This is a genomic window from Cupriavidus alkaliphilus, assembly GCF_014191175.1.
GTDB classification, from domain to species: domain Bacteria; phylum Pseudomonadota; class Gammaproteobacteria; order Burkholderiales; family Burkholderiaceae; genus Cupriavidus; species Cupriavidus alkaliphilus.
This window is the reverse complement of the sequence record NZ_JACHWE010000005.1, coordinates 1-21636: the sequence shown is the minus strand read 5'-3', so window position 1 is coordinate 21636 and position 21636 is coordinate 1. Positions and strand designations below refer to the sequence as shown.

The following is a 21636-nucleotide window of genomic DNA, read 5'->3' as shown; positions in this document are numbered from 1 at the left end:
TTTTGGGGCCGACAGCCCGGCCGCGGTCGGGCCGGCGCCGCTATTTCGCAACACTTCTGGCAAGACTGGCCCGGACCGCACCCGTCAGCCTTGACCTGTCAACCATCATCAAATGATAATCCTTCTCATTATTGTTTCTATTTTCTAATACATTAGAGGCGTAAAGTGCAGTATTCGGCAGTCATAACAAAAAAGAGCCACGGGAAGTCGGGTGCCATTCCACGTTTGACCAGCCTGGTCGGCGCAGCCGTTGCGACGGCGCCGGTCGCCGCCCAGCAGGCGCCCAAGCCGGTCGAACTGCCGCAGGTCACGGTCACCGGCGACAGCGGTTTCAAGGCGGAAAACTCGTCGTCGATCAAGAATCCCGAGCCGCTGCGCGATACGCCGCGCTCGATCACGGTCATTCCGCAGGAGGTCATCCAGAGCACCGGCTCGACCACGCTGACCGACGTGCTGCGCACGGTGCCGGGCATTGCGTTTGGCGCGGGCGAGGGCGGCAACCCCGTCGGCGACCGGCCGTTTATCCGCGGCTATGACGCGCAGGCCAGCACCTTCCTCGACGGTTTCCGCGATATCGGCGCGCAGTCGCGCGAGCTGTTCAACGTCGAGAGCGTCGAAGTGACCAAGGGCCCGGCCGGCGCCTACGACGGGCGCGGCTCGGCCGGCGGCAGCATCAATATCACCAGCAAGGCGCCCAAGCTGGGCAATTTTGCCGAAGGCAATATCGGCGTCGGCAACGCGCAGTACGTACGCGGAACCGCCGACGGCAACTGGCAGTTCGCCGACCACGCTGCGTTCCGCCTCAATGCGATGTTCCACGATCAGGACGTCGCCGGCCGCGATGCCGTGCACCAGAAGCGCTGGGGCGTGGCGCCGTCGGTGGCCTTCGGCCTGGGCACCGACACGCGCCTGACGCTGTCGTACTACCACATGCAGACCGACGACATGCCCGACGTCGGCATCCCGTACAACAACCCCGCCTTCACCGCGCGCCGCGACGGCCGTCCGCGCACGCGCCAGACCGGCGACGGCTCGCCGGTCAACGTGCCGCGCAGCACCTACTACGGCCTGCTGGACCGCGACTTCCGCAAAGACCAGGCCGACATGGGCACGATCCGCTTCGAGCACGATTTCTCGCCGGCGCTGAAGTTCCGCAACCAGACCCGCTTCTCGCGCACCAATCAGGACTACATCTACACGCAGCCTGACGACAGCAAGGGCAACATCTACTACGACCTGCTCTGGCGCCGTGTGAACACGCGCTATTCCACCGCGCGCACGGTGGCCAACCAGACCGACCTGTCGGGCGAGTTCCTGACCGGCGCGATCAAGCACAAGTACGTCTTCGGCGTGGAGTTCTCGCAGGAAAAGAGCGAGAACGACAGCTACACCGTCGACACCGGCAACAGCAGCTGCCCCAACGGCGCGGGCGCGGCCGGCGGCTACAACTGCACCACGCTGCTCAACCCCAACCCGAACGACCCGTGGCGCGGCAGCATCGCACGCACCAACAACCCGACCAACGCCAAGACCAACACGGCGTCGGTGTACCTGTTCGACTCGGTGGAGCTGAACAAGCAGTGGATCGTCAACGGCGGCGTGCGCTTCGACAGCTACCGCTCGAGCTTCACCGCGGCGCGCGCGGCCAATGGCTCGCGTGCGGAATACTCGCGCGACGACAACCTGTTCAACTACCAGCTGGGCGTGGTGTACAAGCCGGTGGAAAACGCCAGCTTCTACGTGTCGTACGGCACCTCGTCGACCCCCGCCGGCGCGTTCCTGGCGCAGGGCTCGGATCCCAACGGCCTGGCCCCGGACCGCAGCGGCAACCGCGGCGACCAGCTGGCGCCGGAAAAGAACCGCTCGTTCGAACTGGGCACCAAGTGGGACGTGCTGAAGAACCGCCTGGCCCTGACCGCGGCGATCTTCCGCATCGAGACCACCAACGCCCGCATCGTGCAGCAGGACGGCACCGCGGCGATGGCCGGCAACAAGCGCGTGGACGGCTTCGAGCTGGGCTTCTCCGGCAACCTGACCGAGAAGTGGGCCATGTTCGGCGGCTACACCCACCTGAAGAGCGAGCTGCGCAACAACGGCGGCGCCGGCTCGGCCTTCGGCCAGACCAACGGCCAGGCGTTCCCGAACACGCCGGAAGACAGCTTCAGCCTGTGGACCACGTACCAGCTGCTGCCGAACCTGACCATCGGCGGTGGGGCGTACTACGTGTCGAAGATCTGGGGCAACGAGGGCACCAACAAGTGGGTGCCGCCGTACTGGCGCTTCGATGCGATGGCCGCATACCGCATCAACAAGAACGTGGCGCTGCAGCTTAACGTGCAGAACCTGACCGACAAGACCTACTACAGCCAGGCCTACACCTCGCACTACGCGACGGTGGCACCGGGCCGCACCGCGGTGCTGAACCTGAACCTGCGCTACTGAGCGCGGCGGCCGCCCAGGCCACACCACGCGGCACGCGGCCGGCTCCGGTCGCGTGCCGTTTTGCCTTTTCAACCGAAGCCCTTTGTATGGATACCCTGCCTTTCCGTGTCGCCACGCCGGTCGAACTGGAACAGCTCGGTCCCGCCGGACTGCGCGACAAGCTGGCCGGCCCGCCGCAACTGGCGCTGCCGTGGCTGGGCGGCGCCGCGGTGGCAGGCCATCTCGACGCGCAGATGGTGCTGGGCCAGTGGTTCCTTGCCGGCCATGGCGTCGCGCGCGACCCGATGCAGGCGTTCGCGTGGTTCAAGCACGCGGCGCACGCCGGCCACGCGGGCGCGGCCAACCTGGCCGGCCGATGCTACGAGAACGGCTGGGGCACCGCGCCGGACGACCGCGCCGCCGCGCACTGGTACACGCTCGCGGCGGAGCGCGGTTCGGACTGGGGCATGTACAACCTGGCCACGGCGCTGGTGCTGGGCCGCGGCATCGCCGCGGACCGGCGCGCCGCGCTCGGCTGGTACCAGCGCGCGGCGGCGCTGGGCCATGCCAAGTCGCTCAATATCCTCGGCGGCTTCCATGAAGACGGCTGGGAGGTGGCGCAGGACCCGGCGCGCGCGGTCGCGTACTACCGCCAGGCGGCCGAAGGCGGCGACTTCCGCGGCCAGTTCAACTATGCGCGCATGCTGGCGCTGGCGGGCCGCGAGGCCGAGGCGCAGCAATGGATCCGGCAGGTGCCGCAGACCGCCACCCGGCCCTTCATCGACAAGATGCTCGCGTTCCTGCGCGACGCGCCGCAGCAGGCGCTGCAGCGCCTGTACGCGCATGCCAGCCAGGCCGCGCAGGCCGCAACGGTCGTGCAGACCGCGCAGCCGGCGCCAGAGGCCGCTGCCGCGGCCTGAACGCAGCGAGGGATCAGGTCACGCGGAAGCCCACCTTCAACGTGACCTGGTAGTGCGCGATCTTGCCATTCTGGATATGGCCGCGCGTTTCCACCACTTCGAACCAGTCGATGTTCTTGATGGTCTCGCCAGCCTTGGCGATGGCGCTCTGGATGGCCTGGTCGCAGCCGTCGGGCGAAGAGCCGACGATCTCGACCAGCTTGTAGGTGTGGTTCGTCATTGCTTCTCCTTGGCGGCCGCGGCCGCATGGGTTGCATCCATCATAGGCGCCGGCCGCGGATAGTCCCAAGGCTGCGGCGCGACGCCATGCACACCGCAACACCGGCCACAGATCCTGTTACACAATCCCGCTTTGCCAGTGGCGTATGCGGCTGCTACGCTGCGTTCCCGCCCCCGGACAGGTGCGGCGCGCGGCGCGCGCACGCTGTCCTTTACCGACGCCAAGATCCGCCGTGACTTATCGCTTCGTTCGCCGGGCCGTGCTGGGCCTGGGCCTGGCCGCCGCCTTGTCGGCCTTCACTTCGTTCAGTCCCTTCGCGCTGCTGGCGCACGCCCGTTCTACCTCGACCTTCGACGAGGTCTCCGAGACCATCGCCAACAGCATCAGCGAGACCTTCAACGAGGCCGTCGCCAATCACTTCCCGTCCCGCACCGGCAAGCCCGCGCAACCGGCCCAGCCGCCCGACGCCAGGCCGCTGCCGACCAAACCCTTTGCCGATGGCAGCGGCTACACGCTGTGCTTCGTGCCGGATGGCGCGAGTTGCCAGGCGCTGCTGATCAATGCGATCCGCAGCACGCGCCAGCGCCTGCTGATCCAGGCCTATTCGTTCACCAGCGCGCCGATTGCCGAGGCCGTGGCGCAGGCGCACCGGCGCGGCGTCGACGTGCGCGTGATCCTGGACAAGAGCCAGCAGGGCGAACGCTATACCAGCGCCACCTTCCTCAAGCACGCCGGCGTGCCGGTGGTGATCGACAACAAGCCCGCGATCGCCCATAACAAGGTGATGGTGTTCGACGACCAGGCAGTCTTCACCGGCTCCTTCAATTTCACCAAGTCGGCGCAGGAGCGCAACGCCGAGAACGGCATGCTGATCCGCGGCGACGCGGCGGTGGTCAAGGCCTATACCGACAACTGGCACAAGCGCTACCGGCAGTCGCGCGCGTACTGAAGGCAGCATCGACGCGGCCCGCGCCTGCACGAAGCGGCATGCGGTGGCACACTGGCGGGCTGATATTGCGGCAACCCTGCCAAGTCCTTTCCGGAGAACCCTTCGCCATGACAGCCATTCCCGACAGCCAGTGGATCCGCGTCGACACCGCCGCGGGCAGCTTCGATGCCTATCTCAGCCTGCCGCCGGCGGGCGTGCAGCCCGGCGCGCCGGGCATCGTGCTGCTGCAGGAAATCTTCGGCGTGAACGAGCACATCCGCGCGGTGGCCGACCAGTACGCTGCCGACGGTTATGCCGTGCTCGCGCCGGACGTGTTCTGGCGCCAGGCGCCGCGCGTGCAGCTGGGCTACGAGGGCGACGACATGGCGCGCGCCATGGCCTTGCGCAAGGCCGTGGACGTGTCCGCCGCGCTCGACGATATCGCGGCCACGGTACAGGTGCTGCGCCAGCACACCGGCGCCGGCAAGGTCGCCGCGGTGGGCTACTGCTTCGGCGGGCTGCTGGCGTACCTGAGCGCGGCGCGCGGACTGGTGGATGCGGCCGTGCCTTTCTACGGCGGCGGTATCCAGAACCAGCTGCAGGAAGCCGCCAACATCCGCGTGCCGGTGCAGTTCCACTACGGCGCGCTCGACGCGCATATCCCGCCCGACGCTGTGCAGGCCGTCCGCGATGCGATGGCCGGCAAACCCGCCACCGAGATCCACGTCTACCCGCAGGCCGACCACGGCTTCAACTGCTGGGCGCGCGGCTCCTACCACCAGCCCAGCGCCGCCCTGGCGCACGGGCGCGCGCTGGTGTTCCTGTCGGGCTCGCTGTAGTCCGCCCCGCCACGAGGAACCGCCGGCTTGCCATGGCGAGCCGGCACACCTTATCCTCGGCGCTTGGCTTCAAGACTTGCTGGACCCCAACCATAACAATGGAGACCACCATGCAGTCAGAGCAGCAGCGCGCCCTGCGCAACACCATCCCCGACGCCATGGCCCGCGCGGTGCGGCGCAGTCCGGACAAGACCGCGATCCGTTTCGGCGAGCGGTCCTGGAGCTATCGCCAGCTCGATGACGCCACCGCGCGCGTAGCCGGCGCGCTGGCCCAGTGGGGCCTGCGTCCCGGCGACCGCGTCGCCGCCTTCGGCAAGAACTCCGATGCCTATGTGCTGTTGTGGCTGGCCTGCCTGCGCAGCGGCCTGATCCATGTGCCGGTGAATTTTTCGATGACGCGGGCCGAGGCCGAGTACATCGTCACGCAATCGGGCGCCAGCGCGATCTTTTGCGACCCGGCGCTGGCCGAGCGCGTCGACGGCCTGCCGTGCAAGGTCCGCGGCACGCTGCATGGCGGCGATCGTCGCACCGATATTCTCGCCGCGGCCGCCGACGGCCCCACGGTGCCGGTGTCCGACACTCTCGCCGAGTCCACGCCCGCGCAGATCCTGTACACCTCAGGCACCACCTCCGCGCCCAAGGGTGCCGTGCTGACGCATCGCGCGCTGCTGGCCGAATACTTCAGCACCATCGCCGCCTGCGATATCCGCGCGTCGGACTATTCGCTGGCCGCGCTGCCGCTGTACCACTCGGCGCAGATGCATGTGTTCCTGATGCCGCTGCTGCTGTGCGGCGGCACCACGCTGATCGCCGACAGCCCGGAAGCCGGCTATTGCCTGCGCACCATCCACGCCGAGCGCATCACCAGCTTCTTTGCGCCGCCGACGGTCTGGATCGCGCTGCTGCGCCATGCGGAGTTCGACCCGGCCCGGCTGGGTACGCTGACCAAGGCCTACTACGGTGCCTCGATCATGCCGGTGCCGGTGCTGCTGGAGCTGCAGCAGAAGCTGCCGGCACTGCGCTTCTACAACTGCTACGGGCAAAGCGAGATCGGGCCGCTGGCCACGGTGCTGGGACCCGACGAGCACGCCGCACGGCCGGCCTCGGCGGGGCGGCCGGTATTGAATGTCGAGACCCGCATCGTCGATGAAACCCTGCAGGACGTGCCGCCCGGCGAGCTGGGCGAGATCGTGCATCGCTCGCCACAGTTGCTGACGCACTACTGGGACAAGCCGGAGCAGACCGCCGAAGCCTTCGCAGGTGGCTGGTTCCATTCGGGCGACCTCGGCTACATGGATGCCGAGGGCTACCTGTATGTGGTGGACCGGATCAAGGACGTGATCAACTCGGGCGGCGTGCTGGTGTCGAGCCGCGAAGTGGAAGAGTGCCTGTACACCCATGGCGCGGTGGCTGAGGCAGCGGTGTTCGCGCTGCCGCACCCGAAGTGGGTCGAGGCGGTGACGGCGTGCGTGGTGCGCAAGCGCGGCCACGACGATGCCACCGAGGAGGCACTGATCGCCCATGCGCGCCAGGCGCTGGCACCGTTCAAGGTGCCCAAGCGCATCGTGTTCGTCGCGGACCTGCCGCGCAATACCGCTGGCAAGCTGCTCAAGCGCCAGCTGCGCGAGGATTACGCGCAGCTGTTCGGCGCGGACTGACGCGCTCAGTACGGCACGGCCACGCCGTTCTCGATCCTGACGCGATCGCCGATGCGCATCTGGTAGGCGTTCGCCTGGGTCAGCGTCAGGTAGGCGTTGTCGCTGGTGCGCACGCGCACGCGGTAGGCCGGGGCGCTGCTGCCGGTGCGCTTTTCGACCTCGTTGCCGGCCACCGCGCCCGCCACGGCGCCGCCGATCGTCGCCACGGTATTGCCGCGGCCGCCGCCCACCTGGTGGCCAAGCAGCCCGCCGACGATGCCGCCGACCACGGCGCCCGCGCCGCTGGTCGATGGCGGCTGGCCCGGCACCACCTCGATGCCCTCGACCCAGCCGTAGCGCACGCCGTAGGCCTGGTTGCCGTAGCCGTTGCCATAGCTGCCGTCCTGGTACGACGGCTGGGGATACGGCTGCTGCGGATACGAAGACTGCGGGTAGTCCTGCTGCGGATAGCCTTGCTGCGGGTAACCCTGTTGAGGATAGCCCTGCTGCGCCGGGTAACCGCTGATGGTGGTGCCGCTGCCGTAGCCGGTGCTGCCGTAGCCGCCGCCGTAGCCCCCGCCATACCCTGCGCCATAGCCGTTGTCGTAGCCATACGGCGTGGCACACCCGGCCAGCGCACCGGCGCCGAGCACCGCAAGCACAACCGAACGAAGGGGGATGGACATGTCAGGACTCCTGCGCGCTGCGCGTGTTGGGGAATGCGCGCGAGTCTAGGGCCGCCGCCGGCCAGCGGGTGTCACCGGAGCTTGTGATTGGTAACCGCCTGTAACGGCCTGCGGTGCCGCCGCGGCGACGCTCAGCCGCGCTCCGCGCCGTCGTCGTTGAACTGCGTGATGCGGGCTACGCGGAACGCGCCGCGCAGCGATTCGAGTTCGGTCCGGTGCAGCATGGCCAGGCGGTTCAGGTAGCGCTCGCCCTTGGCGGTCAGGTGCACCTGCACCACGCGGCGGTCTTCGGGGTTGAGGCGCCGCTTGACCAGCCCGGCAGCCTCGCAGCGATTGACCAATGCCACCACGCCGTGCTGCTTGGCCTGCAGGCGCTCGGCCAGTTCGCCGATCGAGGCCCAGTCCTTGTCGGCGCAGCCGCGGATATGCAGCAGCAACAGGTATTGCTGCACCGTCAGCCCTTCCTCGCGCGCCGCGTCTTCCGAAAACCGCAGGAAGCGGCGCAGCTGGTAGCGGAAGTCGGACAGTGCCTCGAAGTCGGCCTTGGTAAGCGGAGCGGGATGCGGCGACGAGGCGGACTTGCTGGGCATGGGCGGCAAAAAAACGCGAAAGGGAATGAAGGCGCGGCAATGCGCGCAAGCCTCCGGGCGGGGCGCTCGCAATTATAGGGGCCGCACGGCACACCGGCAGCCGATCCCGGTTTGCGCCGTGCGCGCGCCCGGCTATGGCAGAATCTGTGCGGTTGCAGACACCTTCACCCGTCACCGGAAAACGCACCGATGTTCTCGGAAATCGCTCTCTTCCTGCTGGATACCGTCTTTACCCTGTTCGGCATGGCGCTGCTGCTGCGCGTCTGGATGCAGCTGACGCGGCTGCCCACGCGCAATCCGGTCTCGCAGGGCGTGTTCCAGATCACCGACTGGCTGGTGCGGCCGCTGCGCCGGATCATCCCCGGCGTGGGCGGCATCGACTGGGCCACGATCCTGGCCGCCTGGCTGACCGCGGTGGTGTTCCTGGCGCTGGTCGCGCTGATCAGCGGCATCGACCTGCCCGGCTTCGTGCCCGCCATGCTGCTGACTGCCGTGCTCTATGTGCTGAAGTGGTCCATCAGCCTGGTGATGTGGGTCACGCTGCTGATGGCGATCCTGTCGTGGGTCAACCCGCATTCGCCGATCACGCCGGCCATCGACCACCTGACCGCGCCGGTGCTGCGCCCGATCCAGCGCGTGGTGCCGCGCCTGGGCGGCTTCGATATCTCGCCGCTGGTGCTGTTCGTGATTGCGCAGATCCTGCTGATGGTCCTCGCCCGGCTGGGCGCTGGCATCATCGGCCTGCACTGACGGCATCGGGGGCGCAGGACCGGCGCCACGCCGTCACCGACCGCGCCCTCAACCCGCGGTGCGCGCCTCGCCCGGCGCGAGCCCGTCCGCGGCGGCATCCAGCGCGGCATCCCGCGCCGACTCGGCGTCTCCCTCCGGCGGCAACTCCGACACCATCATCGATTCGATCGCTTCCATGAAGGCGCGCACCTTGCGCGGCTGCAGGCGCCGGTCCGGCAGCAGCGCGAACACGCGCAGCGGCGGCAGCGGATAGTCCGGCAGCACGCGCACCAGCCGCCCCTGGGCGACCTCGGCCTCGCAATAGATCACCGACAGCCGCGCGATGCCCAGCCCCGCCAGCGCGCCCTGCAGGCGCAGTTCGGCGTTGTGGGTCTGCATGCGCGGGCGGATCGGTACCGATACGGTCTGGTCGTCGCGGGTGAATTCCCACACCGTGTCGCCAGGCGTGGTCAGCGTCGGCATATTGGCCAGGTCTTCCGGGCGCAGCTGCGCCGGCAGGCTGGCCGCCAGCGCCGGCGCGGCGAACAGGCCGCGTTCGACGTGGTAGATCCGGCGCGCCACCGTGCCCGAGTCAGGCAGGTCGGCGTCGACGATGACAAAGGCCACGTCGAAGCCGTCGCGGATCGGATCGACCAGGCCCTGGGTGATTTCCACCGCCACATCCAGCGCGGGGTGTGCCGCCAGCGTGCGGCAGATCACGCCGCCGAGCTGCTGCGCGCCGAATTCATAAGGCGTGGCGATGCGCAGCACGCCCTGCACGCGCTCCTCGCGCGCCAGTGTTTCCTGGCGGATCTCGCGCAGCCGCGCGAACAGCGGCGCGACGTCGCGATAGACCGCCTTGCCGGCATCGGTGAGGCGCATGCGGCGCGTGGTGCGCTCCAGCAGCTTGGCGCCGATGGCGGTTTCCAGCCGCGCGACCGCGGCCGACACGCGCGACTTGGGGCAGTCGAGCTGCTCCGCCGCGGCCGTGAACGTGCCCTGCTCGACCACGCAGCAGAACGCCTCCCAGTCATTCCATTGGATTGTTTCGTTCACCGGACAATGTTTCCCTGACAACCTGTAGTTCTCGACGGTGGGCCTACATTATGCTTGAGCGATGCAACAAACGCCTGTCCAGGCTGGATCGGACGCGCCAGCCCCCGTCATTCCAGCCATCCCCGCCCCCGCCGCCCTCGGCACCACTACCTCCCAGCGCCCGCGCATGCAGATCGCCAGTCACGCCGAGATGGGTCACTGGCGTCTTTCATTGTTCGGTCTGACGCTGGGTCTGGTGACCGGCATCGACTTCTCGTCCACGCTGATGATGGGCGTGGCCAGCCAGCATATCCAGGGCGGGGTCGGTGCCGCGCCGGAAGACTACCTCTACGCGATCTCGGCCTACGCCGCCACCGCGGTGCTGATGAACATGGTGCTGGACCAGGTCGCGCGCCGCATCACGTACAAGCGCTTCACCATGGTGTCGCTGCTGGTGTTCATTGCCGGCTCGCTGATTTGCGCGGAGTTTGCCAGCCCGGCCGGCCTGATCACCGGCAAGGCGGTGCAGGGGCTGGGCGCGGGCGGCCTGTTCGCGGCCTCGCGCATCCTGGTGCAGCTGGTGTCGACGCCGGCCGAGCGCGCCCCGCTGATGCTGCGCTTCGGCGGCGGCGCGTTCTCGATGCTGGCGATCACGCCGTGGCTGACCAGCATCTTCCTGGACGATATCGGCTGGCGCGCGGTGTTCCTGTTCCAGGCTGGCATTGCGCTGCCGGTGCTGTTGTCGGTCGCGCTGACCTACCCCGCGCGCGCGCCGCGCGATCCGCATCCGCCGGTGTCGACGCTGGACTGGCCCGCCGCCATCGCCGCCGCGCTGGGCGCGCTGGTGTTCCTGCATACGCTGCAGGAAATGCGCTACACGCGCTTCTTCAGCTCGCTGGAGATGCCGCTGGCCGCGCTGTGCGGCGTGGCGCTGTTTGCCTTCAGCGGCTGGCGGCTGTATCGCCATCCGGACCCGTGGATCGACTTCTCGCGCCTGGCCGGGCGCCAGTACCTGTACGGCCTTGGCTTCTACACCCTTTACTACCTGCTGTCGTCGGCGTGGTCGTTCCTGCTGCCGACGCTGACGCAGACCGGCCTCGGCCTGACCTTCCGCACCACCTGCATGCTGCTGTCGACCAGCGGCACGGTCTCCGCCATCGGCGCCATCGTGATCACGCTGGGCATGGCGCTGGTGTTCCGCAAGCGGCGCGTGATCGCGATCGGCTTTGTCGTCTACGCCTGCGCGGCGATGCTGCTGTCGACCCGGCTGATGCCGGGCGCGCCGGACTACGCGCTGGTGCCGGTGGTGCTGCTCGAAGGGCTGACGCCGGTGCTGCTGATGGTGCAGGTGGCGTCGATGACCTACCTGGAAGTGCCGGTCGAGGATTTCTCGCACGCCTACCAGTTCAAGAACGTGTGCAAGCAGATTGCCTCGGCAATGGGCACCGGGCTCGCCAGCGTCTTCATGCAGGACGGCCTGGCGCAGCACCGCACCCACCTGGTCGAGCACATCACCCGCTTCAACCCGGTGCTGCAGATGCCCGACGCGCTGTCCGCGGCGGGACTGGCCAAGCTTTCGCAGGAAGTCGACCGGCAGGCGACGCTGCTCGCCGGCATGGACCTGCTGCATGGCTTTGCCGCGCTGTGCGTGGCGGGCGCGGTGTTCGTGCTGGCGCAGCGCAGCTTCCGCTAAAGGCCAGGCGGCTGGCGGCCCTGGCCTGTCCGGGCCCGGTACTGGCGCAATGTCGGCATTTCCTCTACCCTTTCGGCCTTTCCGTGCCAATCCGGCGAACCGCGCCGGGCTACGCAGATGGCCAGTCCCACCGATTCCCGCCAGACCCCGCCGCCAGCATCGCCGACCGCCGACAGCGCCGCCACGCCCGAAAAGCCGAGCGACAGCTATGTGCAGTCCTTTGCACGCGGGCTGTCGGTGATCCGCGCCTTCAACGCGCAGCACCCGGCCCAGACCCTGACCGAAATCGCCCAGGCCAGCGGCCTGACGCGCGCGGGCGCGCGCCGCATCCTCCTGACGCTGGTGGGGCTGGGCTATGTGCAGGCCGACGGGCGCCTGTTCCGGCTCACGCCCAAGATCCTGGACCTGGGCTTTGCCTACCTGACCTCGATGCCGTTCTGGAACCTGGCCGAGCCGATCATGGAGACGCTGTCGCAGCAGGTCCATGAAAGCTGCTCGATCTCGGTGCTGGACGGCACCGAGATCGTCTACGTGCTGCGCGTGCCGGCGCGCAAGATCATGACCATCAACCTGTCGATCGGCAGCCGCCTGCCGGCGTATTGCTCGTCGATGGGACGGGTGCTGCTGGCCGGGCTGAGCGAGCCCGAGCTCGACAGCGTGCTGCGCGCCACCGAACTGCGCGCGCGCACCGGGCGCACCGTGACCGATGTGGACGCGCTCAAGGCCATCGTCGCCGATATCCGCCAGCGCGGCTGGGCCCTGAACGACCAGGAGCTGGAGGAAGGGCTGGTGTCGCTGGCCGCGCCGATCCGCAACCGCGCCGGCCACACCATCGCCGCCATCAACATCAGCGGCCAGGCCAACCGCACCAGCGCGCAGGAGATGCTGGAGCGCTTCCTGCCCCCGCTGCTCGAGGCCTCCGAGAAGATTTCCGGGCTGGTCGGGCTGCGCACCTGAGCGCAGCCGCGCCGGCTCAGACCACTGCGGGCAGCTCGACGCTGCCGAACTCGGCCGAGCGCGTGCCGTCCAGCGGCCGGTTGCTGGCACCGAAATACGCGAACGCGACCGACAGCTTGACCGCATTGGACCCGTTGCGGCCGGCCGCATGGAACAGCCGGCTGTCGAAGCACAGCACATCGCCGCGGTGCAGCGCCAGCGGCTGCGCGGCATCCAGCAGCGGCTGGCTGGCCGGGTGCGCTTCGATCAGGAATTCGGCGGGGTCCAGCTGTCCGGGCTCGAGCCTGGCCTGGTGCGAACCCGGGATGACGCGCAGCACGCCATTGCGCTCGTCCTCGTCGCCCAGCGCCAGCCACACCGTCACCAGTTCCGGCCGCGCAAACGACCAGTAGCGGGTATCGCGATGCCAGCCGGTCTGGCTGCCGTAGTGCGGGTGCTTGGTCATCACGCAGTTGTGATGCGCCAGCGTGATGCGGGCGGGCTCGCCCAGCAAGGCCTGCACCACCGCCACCAGCTTCGGATCGCTGGCCCAGCGACGGAACACCGCATCGCGCCCGTAGGCCTGGCGCAGCCGCCTGACCGTGCCGCCGCCGGCCGCGTCGCGCGTGGCCGGGGCGCCCGGATAGCCCAGATCGGCCTCGAATTCGACCGGCGGCACCGCCGCGGCGAGATGCTGGCGCGTCACCGCCTCGAGCGCCGCGCACGCCGGCTCGTCGGCAAAGCCGCGCAGGATCACAAAGCCGTTGGCGTGGAAGGCCTGCACCAGGCGCGGCAGCGCGCCGGCATCGGCAGACAGGGTGGAAGCGGGCAGGTCGGCGCAGGGATCCAGCGAGGTCATTGCAGCAGGCGCGGCGCACGGCCGCGCAAAGAGGCGAAAAGAGAAACTGGGCCGCGGTGGCCCGACAGGCTCATGATGCCAGAACCGGCGCCATCTGGCGCAGGCGCCGCTTCCGCAGCCTGCTGGCCCGCGCCAGGACATCGGGCGCCTGCGTACGGCAACAGACGGTAACGCATGCCGGACGCGCCGCTACAATGCGCTGGTCTTTGCCCGATAATTCCTGCATCAACCGCGTTTTTTCCAGGCCCTAGCGCCGAGGTCCCACGTGACTGCACGCCCCCGCATCGTCGCTTCGCTGGCCGAGGCCCAGGCCCAGCTGGGCCGCATTGTCCTTGGCAAGCCACAGCAGGTGCGGCTGGCGCTGGCCTGCATGCTGGCACGCGGCCACCTGCTGCTGGAAGACGTGCCGGGTGTGGGCAAGACCACGCTGGCGCATGCGCTGGCGCGCACGCTGGGGCTGCACTACCAGCGCGTGCAGTTCACCAGCGACCTGTTGCCGGCCGACCTGATCGGGGTTTCGGTCTTTGTCCGCGATGCCGGCGAATTCCGCTTTCACCGCGGCCCCGTGTTCGCGCAGGTGGTGCTGGCCGACGAGATCAACCGCGCACCGCCCAAGACCCAGAGCGCGCTGCTCGAGGCGATGGCCGAGGGGCAGGTGACCCATGACGGCGCCACACACGCGCTGCCGTCGCCGTTTTTCGTCATCGCCACGCAGAACCCGCTGGAGCAGATCGGCACCCATGCGCTGCCTGAATCCCAGCTGGACCGCTTTACCATGCGGCTGTCGCTGGGCTACCCCGACCCCGCCTCCGAGCGCGTGCTGTACCTGGGCGGCGCCAGCGCGGCGGAACTGCCGCCGGTGATGGATGGCAGCCAGGTGCTGGCGCTGCAGGAAGCGGCCGCGCAGGTGTACGCCAGCCCGGCGCTGGTCGATTACGTGCTGGCGCTGGTGCAGGCCACGCGCAGCCACGGCGGCTTTGCCGCGGGACTGTCGCCACGCGCCGGGCTGGCGCTGCTGGCGTGCGCGCGCGCCTGGGCGCTGCTGGCACAACGGGACCTGGTGCTGCCCGAAGACCTGCAGGCGGTGTTCATGGCCGTGGCCGCGCACCGCCTGTTGCCGGCCGGCGCCGGTGGCCACGCCGCCGTCGACGGCCAGCTGGCCGCGCTGCTGGCCGGCGTGGCGATTCCCTGAGCGCCATGGCGGCGCGCAAGGGCGTGCTCGGCGGCGTGCCACGCCTCGCCCGGCGCCGCGCCGCAAGCCGGCGCCCTGCCGGCGGTGCGGGCGGCGTGGTGATGCTGGACCGCCGCCATCTGTACATCCTGCCCACCCGCGGCGGCGTCGGTTTTGCGGTGGTGCTGGCCGCGATGCTGATGACCTCGCTGAACTACAACATCAGCCTGGGTTTTGCGCTGACCTTCATGCTCGCCGGTATCGGCATGTCATGCATGTGGCTGGCCTACCGTAACCTGCTGGACCTCGCCGTGGCCGCGGGGCCGGTGGCGGCGGTCCATGCCGGGCACGACGCCGTGTTCCACCTGCGCGTCGACAGCCGTGGCGGCGACGCGCGCATCGGCATCGAGGCCCGCTTGTCCGCCATGCCGGAAGTCGCCGCCGCAACGCTGACGCTGGATGCCAATGCCAGCGGCATGCTGGCGCTGCACGTGCCAGCGCCGCGCCGCGGCCGTCTGGCGCTGCCGCGCGTGACGATTGCCAGCCGCTTTCCGTTCGGCCTGTTCCATGTCTGGAGCCATGCGGACCTGGAATTGTCGACGCTGGTCTACCCCGCGCCGGAAGCCGACGCCCCGCCGCCGCCGCCCGCGCACCGCCCCGACGATGGCGACGACGCGCACGCTGCCCCCAGCACAACGCACAGCGACGACGGCATCGACCAGTTGCGCCGCTACCGCAGCGGCGACCCGCTGCACCGCATCGCCTGGAAGCACAGTGCGCGCACCGGCCGATGGCTCAGCCGCGCCGGCGATCCGCCGCGGCAGCCGGCGCGCTGGCTGGACTGGCACGCGCTGCCCGCCGGCATGGAGGCCGAGGCCCGGCTGTCGCGCCTGTGCGCGTGGCTGCTTGCCGCCGGCGACGAAGCCGAGATCGGCCTGCTCCTGCCCGGCGTCGAACTGCCGCCGGCGCGCGGCGCCAGCCACCGGCGCGCGTGCCTCGAGGCGCTGGCCTTGTGGCCACAGCGGCCTGGCACGCACCGCGCCGTGGAACACGCATGAAACCCGCGCCCCGGCCGCTGCGGCATGAAGACCATGGCCTGCTGCTTGGCCAGCTGGCGCTGGTGCTGGCGCCGCAGGCGCGCACGCTGCCGGTGGCGGTCAGCCTGCTGCTGGTGCTGTTGCTGGCGTGGCGCTGGCTGCTGTGGCGGCGGCGCGCGCCGCTGCCGTCGCGCTGGATGCTGGGCACCACCGCGATGCTGGTGCTGCTGGTGGCATGCGCGCTGGTGTGGCAGGACGGTGGCGGCATCGGGCGCGAGCTGGCGGTGGCGTTGCTGGGCGCCTTTGTCATCCTGAAGCTGCTGGAATGCCGCGCGCTGTCGGACGCGACCCTGGTCACGCAGCTGTCGTTCTATCTGCTGCTGACGCTGTACCTGTCCGACCAGCCGTTCTGGCTGGCGCTGTACAGCCTGGCCATCGGTGCCTGGGTCCTGCGCAACTGGCTGCTGCTGCATCATCCCGAGGCGCGCAGCCGGCTGGCGATCTGGCCGCTGCTGGGACGCATGGCGCTGCTGGGCTTGCCGTGGGCGCTGGCGTTGTTCGTGCTGTTCCCGCGCCTGGAGCACCCGCTGTGGCAGCTGCCCCAGTCCGCGCAGAGCGGCACCACCGGCATCAGCGACACCATGCGCCCGGGCAGCGTGGGGCAACTGATCCGTTCGCCCGAGATCGCCCTGCGTGCCGAAATCGCCGGCCCGCCGTTGCCGGCGTCCGCGCTCTACTGGCGCGCGCTGGTGCTGTGGGAATACGACGGCACCACCTGGCACCCCTCGCGGCTGCGGCGGCAGCAACTGGCGCCGGCGGCCGGCGCCGGCGGCACGCCCGGCATCGACATCAGCATCACGCTGGAACCCAGCCGGCAGCGCTGGCTGTTCGTGCTCGACCGAGGTCAGGCACTGTCTGCCGGCGCGGATGCCGGCATCACGCCCGATGGCGAATTCATGGCGCGCCGGCCGGTGGAGCAACACATCCGCTATCGCACGCATTCCACGCTGTCGCCGCCGGCCGAATCGTTGCCGCCGGCCACGCTGCGGCTGGCGCTGAGCCTGCCGCCGGGCAACCCGCGCGCCCGCGCACTGGCCACGCAATGGGCACAGCGCCATGCCGATCCCGCGGCGCGCGTGCAAGCCGCGCTGCGCCTGTTCGCGGCAGCACCTTTCGCCTATACGCTTACTCCCCCACCGCTGGGAGCCGAACAGATCGACAGCTTTGTGTTCGACACGCGGCGCGGCTTCTGCGAGCACTACGCCAGCAGCTTCGTCTTCCTGATGCGCGCCGCCGGCGTACCGGCGCGCGTGGTCACAGGCTACCAAGGCGGCGAGCACAACCCCATGGCCAACCACTACGTGGTGCGCCAATCCGATGCGCATGCATGGGCCGAAGTCTGGCTCGACGGCCGCGGCTGGGTACGCGTGGATCCGACCAGCGCGGTCGCGCCCAGCCGCATCGAGCAGGGGCTGGATGCGGTGGTCGGCAACGAAGCCGCTGACTGGCGTCCGTCGCGGCAGCCGGCATGGCTCAAGGATTTGCGCTGGGCCTATGAAGGCATGGTCTACACCTGGCAGCGCTGGGTGCTGCAGTACGACCATGCGCGGCAGCAGCGGCTGCTGCAGGCGCTCGGCACCAGCGCCGGTGCCGGACCCTTGCTGGCGGCAGTGCTTGGCATGCTGTGCCTGCTGGCGCTGGTGCCGCTGTGGCGGCGGCGCGCGCCCGTGGATCCGGTCGGTGCGGCCTATGCGCGCTTCTGCGCGGTGCTTGCCCGCCACGGCTGCGCGCGCGCCCCGGCCGAAGGCCCGCAGGATTTTGCGGCGCGGGCGAGCGCGCAACTGCCGCGCGCCGGCGCGGCGATCGCAGCCGTCAGCGCCGCCTATGTCAGCCTGCGCTACGGCAACCTGCCGGCCGAAACGCAGGCGCAGGTCCTGGCGTCGATGCGGGCCGGCATCCGCGGGATCTCGGCGGCATTGCGTCGATAACGGGCGGGCGCAACCAGCGCGCGCCGGTCACGCGGCAGGCCACACTGATCGCTTGCGAGCATCTCTATCGTCTGATTGCCGGACTGGCTGGAACGGCGCCGGCTGCAGGCTACGCTCGGGGACTGCGGAAACAAAGGGGAAGTACTGGGAAGATCAGGGGAGAAGCGAAGGCACCGCGCGCGAAGGGTGGGCGCGGACGGGTCGCAGTGCCGGCGAACGCGGCACCGGCGAAGATCCTGCTCAGAACAGCGACAGCTGGCGCATGCCGAAACCGATGGTTTCTTCCACGCGCGCACGGGCGTGGGCCAGCGAGCCTTCCGCGCCGGAGTAGTTGCCGGCGGCCCAGTGGTAGACCACCGGAAGCTCGCCGCGGTCGGACAGGCGCACTTCGCCAAGCTTGTCGCCGCGCTCGTTGCGGTAGAAGTGCGAACGGTAGCCGCGCTCCCAGTGCGGGGCGACCTCCTTCTTGCGCCGCCGGGGCTTCGGCGCGGAGCCGGTGGCAGACGTCGTGGACGTCAGTCGCCGCGCTCTATCGGTACCCGGCATCGGGGCACGGGTGAAATCCAACTGCATAGACTTCCTCTTTGTCGATTCAGCAGAACCAGGGCCGGCGGGGGCTGCCGCCGCATGCTTCGTGCATCGCAGTCGAGATGATACCTGCTGGCGCGCTTTCTGTAAGCAGTTCGTTGCGCTGAATCCCGCCTCCGGTAAGGCTTAGCGGGCCGTATACCCGCACGTATACCCCCTCGTAAACGTGGCGGTATACGTGCGGGTATACGACCCGCGATGACGTCAAAGCCTTGCTGGTTAACGGCTTGCGGGCACGCAGCGGTGCCCGCGAGGATCAACCCAGATCGAGCGGAATGAAGATACGCGCATCATCGCGCTGCACCAGCAGCGCCACCTGCTTGCCCGATTTGCCCACCAGCGTGCGCAGCTGATCGACTGAAGCGATCGGCGTACCGTTGAGCGACAGGATCACGTCGCCGGGCTGGATGCCCACGCGCGCGGCGGGACCGGTCACGTCCTCGACCACCAGGCCGCCTTCGATACCGCTTTCGCGCTTCTCCGCCGGCGACAGCGGGCGCACCGCCAGCCCCAGCCGGCCATTGGCCTCCTTGCCGCCCGCTTTTTGCGCAACCGCCTGGTCCCGCGCCGTGCCGACCGTCACCGACAACGTCATCGGCTGGCCCTTGCGGATGATCTTCAGCGAGCTCTGCGTGCCCGGCTTGATATCGGCGACGTGCTCCGGCAGGTCGCCCGAATGATCGATCACGTCGTTGTCCAGCTGCACGATGACGTCGCCCGGCTTCAGGCCCGCGCGCGCAGCCGGACTGTCAGGCTCGACCGAGTTGACCAGCGCCCCGGTCGGCTTGGGCAGGCCGAACGACTGCGCCAGCGCCTGGTTGACCTCCTGCACGCTGATGCCGAGGCGCCCGCGCGTGACCTTGCCATGCGCCACCAGTTGCTGCTGCACCTTGGTCGCCACGTCGATCGGGATCGCGAACGACAGGCCCTGGTAGCCTCCGGTCTGGCTGTAGATCTGCGAGTTGATGCCGACCACCTCGCCGCGCTGGTTGAACAGTGGACCGCCCGAGTTGCCGGGGTTGACCGCCACATCGGTCTGGATGAACGGCACATAGGTGTCGTCAGGCAGCGAGCGCGATTTCGCGCTGACGATGCCCGCGGTCACGGTGTTCTCGAAGCCGTAAGGCGAGCCGATCGCCAGCACCGGCTCGCCCACGCGCACCTGCGACGGATCGCCCAGGCGCACGGTCGGCAGGTCCCTGGCATCGATGCGGATCACTGCCACGTCGGTCTGCGGATCGGTCCCAAGCACCTTGGCCTTGAACTCGCGGCGGTCGGTCAGCTTGACGGTCACTTCCTGCGCGCCGTCGATGACGTGCGCATTGGTCAGGATCAGCCCATCGGGGCTGACGATAAAGCCCGAACCCTGCCCGCGCACCAGTTGTTGCGGGCCACCCTGGGGCCCCTGGAACTGCGGGCCGAAACGCTTGAAGAACTGGAACAGCGGATCGTCCGGATCGATGCCGGGCGGCATCTGCACCGACGTGCGCTGGGCGCGCGCGGTCACGCTGATGTTGACCACCGCGGGTCCGTACTGGGCGACGACGCCGGAGAAGTCCATCGGTCGGGCCACGGCAGCCGCCGGCTGGGCGGCCGCTGCCACGGGAGCGGGAGCCGCGTAGCCGGTGGGGATGACTTCTCGCTGCAGATAGGCATAGCCGCCGCCGAGCGCGGCCAGGGCCGCGATACCGACGGCGGTGCGAGCAATGGTCTGGCGCATCATAGGAGTTCCTTTCCTTTTTTAGCATCCGGCGTCGGCACGATGCGACGCAACACCGTCATGCTAGCGACCAAGACTTAAAACAGACTTAAGGCTTGCGATCCGACGCCCGGCTCCGCGCCATCTGGGCACGACGCGAAAATTTATCTTGCGTACAATCTAATTGCGTCTAATATATCGACATGGAACGCGAAAACGAAGCCGCCACGGACTGGCTTTTGCTGGATCACCAACTATGCTTTGCGCTGTATTCGAGCTCGTTGGCGATGACCAAGCTGTATAAGCCACTGCTAAGTGAGCTCGGGCTTACTTATCCGCAGTATCTGGTCATGCTGGTCTTGTGGGAGACGGAAACGTTGTCGGTCTCGGAACTCGGCAAGCGCCTGGCGCTGGATTCGGGCACGCTGACGCCACTGCTGAAGCGGCTCGCTACGACGGGCCTGGTGACCCGCACGCGGGATGCGGCTGACGAACGCAGGGTCCTGGTCAGCGTGACTGACGCCGGCCGCGCACTGCGCCAGCGCGCGACGGGGATTCCTGAACAGATGTTATGCGCCACGCAATGCCCGGTCGAAGAGATCCAGGCGCTGACGCGGCGCTTGCATGCACTGCGGTCGACGCTCGAACAAGCGCGAACCGATTCCAGCTTGCCGGACTGACGGCAGGCATTAATGATGGCGCCCCTGCGGGCAACCAAACCGGAGCCTTAGATGAAACTCGAGAAAGTCGTATATACCGCCCATGCCACCGCCACCGGCGGCCGCGATGGCCGTGCCACCACGGCCGACGGCCAGCTCGACGCCAAGCTGGCGGTGCCCAAGGAAATGGGTGGTGCCGGCAACGGCCTGAATCCGGAGCAGCTGTTCGCTGCCGGCTATTCGGCCTGCTTCCTGGGTGCGATGCGCTATGTTGCCAGCCAGCAGAAGATCAACGTGCCCGCCGATGCATCGATCCAGGGCGCGGTCGGCATCGGCCCGATCCCGCAGGGCTTCGGCATTCAGGTCGAACTGAAGATTTCCTTGCCGGGCTTCGAGCGCGAAGCGGCCGAGAAGCTGATCGAGCAGGCGCATCAGGTGTGCCCGTACTCGAACGCAACCCGCGGCAATATCGACGTTACGTTGACCCTGGTCTGAAGCGGCAATTCAAAAGATAAAACGGCCCGCCTCGCGCTTGCGATGCGGGCCGTTTTTCTTTGATATCACGCCGTCTGCTCCTCCACGTCGAGGGCAGGCAGCTGCGCGCAAAATGACCGTTTCTGCGCCGGACTCATGCGTTTGATTTCGATTTCCGCCTTCAGCGCTTCCGATTTGGTGGCGAAGCGCAACTGGCCGAGCACGCGAATCGGCTTGCGCGAGCGCGTATATTTGGCGCCTTTTCCTGACTGGTGTTCGGCAAAACGGCGCGCCACGTCCGTGGTGATTCCGGTGTAAATGGAATCGCCGGTGCATTCGAGCAGGTAGAGATACCAGGCGCAGTCGGCGGACATGGACGGAAATGGTGAGCTGCGGGAATGGTATTACGGCGTGACGGCAATGGCGAGCACGGCGTTTTCGCCGCGCCAAAGACAAAACCCCTCGCAGCACACGCTGTCGAGGGGTTTTGCAGAATAAGAGCCTGGCGATGACCTACTTTCACACGG

The 21636-nt window shown here is 68.6% G+C and carries 21 protein-coding genes; 13 read left to right on the top strand and 8 right to left on the bottom strand.

The window, feature by feature from the left end; translation table 11 throughout:
• Positions 1-165: 165 nt before the first annotated feature.
• Together FHX60_RS17780 and FHX60_RS17775 are read left to right on the top strand one after the other, a co-directional pair.
• Complete coding sequence (locus FHX60_RS17780) at positions 166-2442, top strand: TonB-dependent receptor (RefSeq protein ID WP_373861905.1); 2277 nt, start codon at positions 166-168, stop codon at positions 2440-2442.
• Between the two features lie 86 nt (positions 2443-2528).
• Positions 2529-3341 (top strand): tetratricopeptide repeat protein, encoded by an 813-nt coding sequence (locus tag FHX60_RS17775; RefSeq protein WP_260164029.1) that lies wholly within the window; start codon positions 2529-2531, stop codon positions 3339-3341.
• A 13-nt stretch (positions 3342-3354) separates the two neighbouring features.
• Here the strand turns inward: FHX60_RS17775 and FHX60_RS17770 are convergent, their stop codons facing one another.
• Entirely contained in the window at positions 3355-3561 is a 207-nt protein-coding gene (locus tag FHX60_RS17770; protein WP_018004776.1) for a dodecin, read from the bottom strand.
• A 232-nt stretch (positions 3562-3793) separates the two neighbouring features.
• Between FHX60_RS17770 and FHX60_RS17765 the strand changes: the two genes are divergently transcribed.
• The 3 genes from FHX60_RS17765 to FHX60_RS17755 all read left to right on the top strand — a co-directional run bounded on the left by FHX60_RS17765 (position 3794) and on the right by FHX60_RS17755 (position 6986).
• The gene (locus FHX60_RS17765) at positions 3794-4510 is read left to right on the top strand and encodes a phospholipase D family nuclease (RefSeq protein WP_375790542.1); all 717 of its coding nucleotides are present in this window, start codon (positions 3794-3796) and stop codon (positions 4508-4510) included.
• 107 nt (positions 4511-4617) lie between these two features.
• Entirely contained in the window at positions 4618-5328 is a 711-nt protein-coding gene (locus FHX60_RS17760) for a dienelactone hydrolase family protein (protein WP_112777228.1), read from the top strand.
• A gap of 110 nt (positions 5329-5438) precedes the next feature.
• The gene (locus tag FHX60_RS17755) at positions 5439-6986 is read left to right on the top strand and encodes an acyl-CoA synthetase (RefSeq protein WP_183284063.1); all 1548 of its coding nucleotides are present in this window, start codon (positions 5439-5441) and stop codon (positions 6984-6986) included.
• 5 nt (positions 6987-6991) lie between these two features.
• Here the strand turns inward: FHX60_RS17755 and FHX60_RS17750 are convergent, their stop codons facing one another.
• Together FHX60_RS17750 and FHX60_RS17745 are read right to left on the bottom strand one after the other, a co-directional pair.
• Complete coding sequence (locus tag FHX60_RS17750; protein ID WP_183284062.1) at positions 6992-7651, bottom strand: glycine zipper 2TM domain-containing protein; 660 nt, start codon at positions 7649-7651, stop codon at positions 6992-6994.
• 131 nt (positions 7652-7782) lie between these two features.
• Positions 7783-8241 carry a MarR family winged helix-turn-helix transcriptional regulator gene (locus FHX60_RS17745; protein ID WP_092316243.1) on the bottom strand — a complete coding sequence of 153 codons (459 nt, stop codon included), beginning with the start codon at positions 8239-8241 and terminating at the stop codon, positions 7783-7785.
• A gap of 189 nt (positions 8242-8430) precedes the next feature.
• Between FHX60_RS17745 and FHX60_RS17740 the strand changes: the two genes are divergently transcribed.
• Positions 8431-8991, top strand: coding sequence for a YggT family protein (locus tag FHX60_RS17740; RefSeq protein WP_018004782.1), 561 nt, complete (start codon positions 8431-8433; stop codon positions 8989-8991).
• A 48-nt stretch (positions 8992-9039) separates the two neighbouring features.
• On the opposite strand, the gene FHX60_RS17735 is transcribed toward FHX60_RS17740, so the two are convergent.
• Positions 9040-10026, bottom strand: coding sequence for a LysR family transcriptional regulator (locus FHX60_RS17735; protein WP_183284061.1), 987 nt, complete (start codon positions 10024-10026; stop codon positions 9040-9042).
• A 61-nt stretch (positions 10027-10087) separates the two neighbouring features.
• Between FHX60_RS17735 and FHX60_RS17730 the strand changes: the two genes are divergently transcribed.
• Positions 10088-11698 carry an MFS transporter gene (locus FHX60_RS17730; RefSeq protein WP_183284060.1) on the top strand — a complete coding sequence of 537 codons (1611 nt, stop codon included), beginning with the start codon at positions 10088-10090 and terminating at the stop codon, positions 11696-11698.
• Positions 11699-11815: 117 nt separating this feature from the next.
• Positions 11816-12655, top strand: coding sequence for an IclR family transcriptional regulator (locus FHX60_RS17725; protein WP_112777222.1), 840 nt, complete (start codon positions 11816-11818; stop codon positions 12653-12655).
• Positions 12656-12671: 16 nt separating this feature from the next.
• Here the strand turns inward: FHX60_RS17725 and FHX60_RS17720 are convergent, their stop codons facing one another.
• Positions 12672-13493 (bottom strand): phytanoyl-CoA dioxygenase family protein, encoded by an 822-nt coding sequence (locus tag FHX60_RS17720; protein ID WP_183284059.1) that lies wholly within the window; start codon positions 13491-13493, stop codon positions 12672-12674.
• 265 nt (positions 13494-13758) lie between these two features.
• Here FHX60_RS17720 and FHX60_RS17715 point away from each other — a divergent pair, with 265 nt between their 5' ends.
• From FHX60_RS17715 to FHX60_RS17705, 3 genes are read left to right on the top strand one after another with little or no spacing between them, the layout of a single operon-like run.
• Positions 13759-14685, top strand: coding sequence for an AAA family ATPase (locus FHX60_RS17715; RefSeq protein ID WP_183284058.1), 927 nt, complete (start codon positions 13759-13761; stop codon positions 14683-14685).
• A 5-nt stretch (positions 14686-14690) separates the two neighbouring features.
• Positions 14691-15722, top strand: coding sequence for a DUF58 domain-containing protein (locus tag FHX60_RS17710; RefSeq protein ID WP_183284057.1), 1032 nt, complete (start codon positions 14691-14693; stop codon positions 15720-15722).
• Entirely contained in the window at positions 15719-17689 is a 1971-nt protein-coding gene (locus FHX60_RS17705; RefSeq protein ID WP_183284056.1) for a transglutaminase TgpA family protein, read from the top strand. The genes FHX60_RS17710 and FHX60_RS17705 overlap by 4 nt, the downstream gene beginning before the upstream one ends.
• Positions 17690-17929: 240 nt before the next feature.
• On the opposite strand, the gene FHX60_RS17700 is transcribed toward FHX60_RS17705, so the two are convergent.
• Together FHX60_RS17700 and FHX60_RS17695 are read right to left on the bottom strand one after the other, a co-directional pair.
• Positions 17930-18262 carry a hypothetical protein gene (locus tag FHX60_RS17700; protein ID WP_112777218.1) on the bottom strand — a complete coding sequence of 111 codons (333 nt, stop codon included), beginning with the start codon at positions 18260-18262 and terminating at the stop codon, positions 17930-17932.
• 271 nt (positions 18263-18533) lie between these two features.
• The gene (locus tag FHX60_RS17695) at positions 18534-20000 is read right to left on the bottom strand and encodes a DegQ family serine endoprotease (protein ID WP_112777217.1); all 1467 of its coding nucleotides are present in this window, start codon (positions 19998-20000) and stop codon (positions 18534-18536) included.
• A 179-nt stretch (positions 20001-20179) separates the two neighbouring features.
• Between FHX60_RS17695 and FHX60_RS17690 the strand changes: the two genes are divergently transcribed.
• Together FHX60_RS17690 and FHX60_RS17685 are read left to right on the top strand one after the other, a co-directional pair.
• A complete protein-coding gene (locus tag FHX60_RS17690; RefSeq protein ID WP_116602982.1) occupies positions 20180-20656 on the top strand; it encodes a MarR family winged helix-turn-helix transcriptional regulator in 477 nt (158 codons plus the stop codon).
• Between the two features lie 51 nt (positions 20657-20707).
• Positions 20708-21130: an organic hydroperoxide resistance protein gene (locus FHX60_RS17685; RefSeq protein ID WP_092316263.1), complete on the top strand. Its 423-nt coding sequence runs from the start codon at positions 20708-20710 to the stop codon at positions 21128-21130.
• 65 nt (positions 21131-21195) lie between these two features.
• Here FHX60_RS17685 and FHX60_RS17680 read toward each other — a convergent pair whose 3' ends face one another.
• A complete protein-coding gene (locus tag FHX60_RS17680) occupies positions 21196-21483 on the bottom strand; it encodes a GIY-YIG nuclease family protein (RefSeq protein ID WP_183284055.1) in 288 nt (95 codons plus the stop codon).
• Between the last annotated feature and the right edge of the window lie 153 nt (positions 21484-21636).

What these genes read in the sequence shown, in the direction of transcription:
- FHX60_RS17750 (WP_183284062.1), bottom strand. Translation starts at nt 7,651, where the DNA reads ATGTCCATCCCCCTTCGTTCGGTTGTGCTTGCGGTGCTCGGCGCCGGT.
- FHX60_RS17740 (WP_018004782.1), top strand. Translation starts at nt 8,431, where the DNA reads ATGTTCTCGGAAATCGCTCTCTTCCTGCTGGATACCGTCTTTACCCTG.
- FHX60_RS17770 (WP_018004776.1), bottom strand. Translation starts at nt 3,561, where the DNA reads ATGACGAACCACACCTACAAGCTGGTCGAGATCGTCGGCTCTTCGCCC.
- FHX60_RS17755 (WP_183284063.1), top strand. Translation starts at nt 5,439, where the DNA reads ATGCAGTCAGAGCAGCAGCGCGCCCTGCGCAACACCATCCCCGACGCC.
- FHX60_RS17680 (WP_183284055.1), bottom strand. Translation starts at nt 21,483, where the DNA reads ATGTCCGCCGACTGCGCCTGGTATCTCTACCTGCTCGAATGCACCGGC.
- FHX60_RS17690 (WP_116602982.1), top strand. Translation starts at nt 20,180, where the DNA reads ATGGAACGCGAAAACGAAGCCGCCACGGACTGGCTTTTGCTGGATCAC.
- FHX60_RS17700 (WP_112777218.1), bottom strand. Translation starts at nt 18,262, where the DNA reads ATGCAGTTGGATTTCACCCGTGCCCCGATGCCGGGTACCGATAGAGCG.
- FHX60_RS17720 (WP_183284059.1), bottom strand. Translation starts at nt 13,493, where the DNA reads ATGACCTCGCTGGATCCCTGCGCCGACCTGCCCGCTTCCACCCTGTCT.
- FHX60_RS17760 (WP_112777228.1), top strand. Translation starts at nt 4,618, where the DNA reads ATGACAGCCATTCCCGACAGCCAGTGGATCCGCGTCGACACCGCCGCG.
- FHX60_RS17695 (WP_112777217.1), bottom strand. Translation starts at nt 20,000, where the DNA reads ATGATGCGCCAGACCATTGCTCGCACCGCCGTCGGTATCGCGGCCCTG.
- FHX60_RS17710 (WP_183284057.1), top strand. Translation starts at nt 14,691, where the DNA reads ATGGCGGCGCGCAAGGGCGTGCTCGGCGGCGTGCCACGCCTCGCCCGG.
- FHX60_RS17685 (WP_092316263.1), top strand. Translation starts at nt 20,708, where the DNA reads ATGAAACTCGAGAAAGTCGTATATACCGCCCATGCCACCGCCACCGGC.
- FHX60_RS17705 (WP_183284056.1), top strand. Translation starts at nt 15,719, where the DNA reads ATGAAACCCGCGCCCCGGCCGCTGCGGCATGAAGACCATGGCCTGCTG.
- FHX60_RS17725 (WP_112777222.1), top strand. Translation starts at nt 11,816, where the DNA reads ATGGCCAGTCCCACCGATTCCCGCCAGACCCCGCCGCCAGCATCGCCG.
- FHX60_RS17745 (WP_092316243.1), bottom strand. Translation starts at nt 8,241, where the DNA reads ATGCCCAGCAAGTCCGCCTCGTCGCCGCATCCCGCTCCGCTTACCAAG.
- FHX60_RS17775 (WP_260164029.1), top strand. Translation starts at nt 2,529, where the DNA reads ATGGATACCCTGCCTTTCCGTGTCGCCACGCCGGTCGAACTGGAACAG.
- FHX60_RS17730 (WP_183284060.1), top strand. Translation starts at nt 10,088, where the DNA reads ATGCAACAAACGCCTGTCCAGGCTGGATCGGACGCGCCAGCCCCCGTC.